Origin of the sequence: uncultured Maritalea sp. (genome assembly GCF_937139385.1) — a bacterium.
Lineage (GTDB): Bacteria > Pseudomonadota > Alphaproteobacteria > Rhizobiales > Devosiaceae > Maritalea > Maritalea porphyrae_A.
Window position 1 is genome coordinate 1 of sequence record NZ_CAKZPW010000260.1, and the last position, 3,250, is coordinate 3,250.

Here is a 3,250-nt window from a genome sequence, read left to right on the forward strand (position 1 = left end):
GTCGGGGCTTACTTCCGGTTCTATATGGTGTCCTGGCTTGGTGAGCGAGTGGTCGCTGACATTCGTAAGACGCTCTACCGACACCTGGTCACACTGCCTCCCTCCTTCTTTGAAGATAACCTGTCTGGCGAAATCCAGAGCCGGATCACTACAGACACCACCCTTCTACAAACTGTAATTGGTTCGTCGTTTTCCTTTGCTCTGCGTAACGCCCTCACGTTCGTGGGCGGCATTACCCTGATGTTTATCACCAACCTCAAACTCAGCCTGATCGTGCTAGTAGCGGTGCCTCTGGTGGTGTTTCCTATGGTGTTTTTCGGGCGCAAAGTGAAAAAACTCTCGCGCGAAAGCCAGGACAAAGTCGCCAGCGTCGGCGCTTGGGCAGGCGAGAGCCTGCAACATATCAAGGTCGTGCAGGCTTTTACCCGCGAAGACAGTGTGAATAAACAATTTGGTGAGGCCGCTGAATCTGCATTTGATGTCGCCCTGCTGCGCATCAAACAGCGTGCTTTGATGATCGCACTGGTGATGATGCTGGTGATGGGTTCCGTTGCTGGGATGCTGTATATCGGAGGCCACGATGTCATTACCGGCAGCCTGAGCGGCGGTGATCTGGCCGCGTTTGTTTTTTACGCCATTATGGTTGGTGGCTCGCTCGCCGCCGTGACCGAAGTCTACGGTGAAGTGCAGCGCGCGGCGGGTGCGGCGGAGCGTATTCGTGAACTGATGGCGGCGGAGTCTGGTATACAATCACCCGCCGACACCATGACGCCTCCGGTAACGCACAACGAGACCCAGATCTGCTTTCATAATGTCAGTTACCACTACCCTTCCCGCCCCGACAAAGCAGCTTTAACCGAGCTCAATCTTGAGGTGCGCGCTGGCGAGCGCATTGCCTTGGTCGGCCCCTCCGGGGCAGGCAAATCCACCCTGTTCGATATGCTGCTGCGCTTTCGCGACCCGCAACATGGGCAGATTCTGTTGGAAGGCACTCCATTGCCGGAGTGGCAGTTACAAAGCCTGCGCAGTCAGTTTGCTCTGGTGCCTCAGCAGCCGGTGCTGTTCAGCACTAACGTGTTGGAAAACCTGCGCTACGGCCGACCTGACGCCAGCGAGGAAGAAATTTTGGCCGCTGCCAAAGCAGCCCATGCTGATGAGTTTATTCAGCAACTGCCGGAAAAGTACGAATCATATTTAGGCGAAGGCGGCGTGAAACTATCGGGTGGTCAGAAGCAGCGCGTGGCCATCGCTCGGGCAGTTGCACTGGAACCTTCCCTGTTGGTTCTCGATGAGCCCACCTCTGCACTTGACGTATCTGTGCAGGCGCAAGTGGTCAATCTGCTCTTGAGCTTGCAGGACGACCTTGGTCTAACGGTTCTGTTCGTTGCGCATGATTTGCGCTTGGTGCGCCATGTTTCACATCGTGTGGCGGTGATTTATCTTGGGTCTGTGGTGGAAATCGGATCTGCCAGCGGTTTGTTTGCCGAGCCAAAGCATCCCTATTCTCAGGCGCTGTTGAGCGCCGCTCCCTCACTTGACCCGGACGAAAAGGGTAATCAAATTGTGCTGAGTGGCGAATTACCCAGCCCGCTCAACATCCCATCGGGCTGCGCGTTCCACAGCCGCTGCCCCATGGCAGAACCTATTTGCCGCCAAACCAAACCAATGCTACGTGGGCACCCCGAATCTGGACAAGTGGCCTGCCACCTTGTCGATCCAACACATAACTAGGATCAAATATGTTAAAACAGTTTTCGCTCCAAAAAGAGCGGCTTGATGCCATTCGTCGTGCACTCAAATCTCAAGGACTTGATGGACTTATCATCCCGCGATTTGACGCGCATATGGCTGAATATATCGCCCCTTGCGATAAACGGTTGCAATGGGCAACCGGATTTTCGGGGTCTGCTGGAGTTGCGCTTGTCACTTTGGATCAGGCAATTATGTTTGTGGACGGCCGCTACACGGTACAAGTGCGCGAACAATGCCCGGCTGAACTGTTTCAATACCGCCATCTGCATGATGAACCGCTCAAAGACTGGTTTGCCAAATGCCCCGATCGCAACAAGACCTTTGCATTTGATCCCATGCATATTCCATTTACATGGCACGCTGACTTTAAAGCCAGTTTGAAAGCATCGCACAATTTTTTGGTCGCCACTGAAAACAACATCATTGACCAATTGTGGGACGACCAGCCAGCCCCTTCCGATGTGCCCGCGCGGCCCTTCGGAGAGGCTTTTTGCGGTGAGCATTCAAACGCCAAACGTCAACGCATTGCCAAGTTACTTCAAGAATCTGGCGCAGATCTTTTGGTTGAAAACCAGCCGGACAATATCGCTTGGCTGCTCAATATTCGCGGCGACGACATTGCCTATAATCCCTTTGTGAATTCGCTGCTAACCTTGGACAAATCGGGTGAAGTGAATTGGTTTGTTGATCAACAAAAAGTGCCTCAAGACCGGTCTGACTTCGAACTTGACGGGGTCAATATTCGCGCACCACAGAGCTTTCTTGCAGCCGTCGAACAAGCCGCAGCCGCAGGTCAGAATATTTCTTGTGACCCAGCAATGTTACCAGTCGCGGTGAAATTTGCGGTAGGCGACGATGAGAAAATCACATTGCAACCTAGTCCAGCCACGCTAGCAAAAGCACAAAAAAATACTGTTGAGCTAGCTGGTATGCGCGACTGCCACATTCGAGACGGTGTTGCTTGGGTCAAGCTAGAGCATTGGCTCAATCAAAATATTGCCATTCGGGCAAAAACCGAAAATCCGATAACCGAACTCGAAGTAGCGCAAAAAATTGAAGAATTTCGTGGCGAAGCCGAGGGGTATGAACAGCTCAGTTTTGATGTGATTTCGGGCTCAGGACCAAATGGGGCTATGTGCCACTATAAGGTGAACCAAGAATCTAATCGCCCTATCACACCAACAGACGTCTACCTGCACGATTCAGGCGGCCAGTTCATTAACGGCACAACCGACGCAACCCGTACCTATGTTTTTGAGCAACCAGAGCGTGAGTTTTGTGAAAACTACACAGCGGTGCTCAAAGGTTTCATTGCCTTGGCCAAGGTTAGATTTCCAGCAAAATCCTATGGTCACCATTTAGATGCGATTGCCCGTGCGCCGCTTTGGTCATTGGGAAAAGACTATGATCATGGCACGGGCCATGGGGTAGGGCACAACCTATCTGTTCACGAACAGCCCCAACGGATCGGGCGTGCCATCAATGAAATTGAGCTGGT

Annotated in this window: 2 protein-coding genes; both read left to right on the plus strand. The window is 52.7% G+C overall.

Annotation, left to right across the window (positions count from 1 at the left end; translation table 11 throughout):
- The coding region (locus Q0231_RS10825) for an oligopeptide/dipeptide ABC transporter ATP-binding protein (RefSeq protein WP_299347680.1) at nt 1–1,731 on the plus strand (1,731 nt) is incomplete at its 5' end.
- An 8-nt stretch (nt 1,732–1,739) separates the two neighbouring features.
- The coding region (locus tag Q0231_RS10830) for an aminopeptidase P family N-terminal domain-containing protein (RefSeq protein WP_299347681.1) at nt 1,740–3,250 on the plus strand (1,511 nt) is incomplete at its 3' end.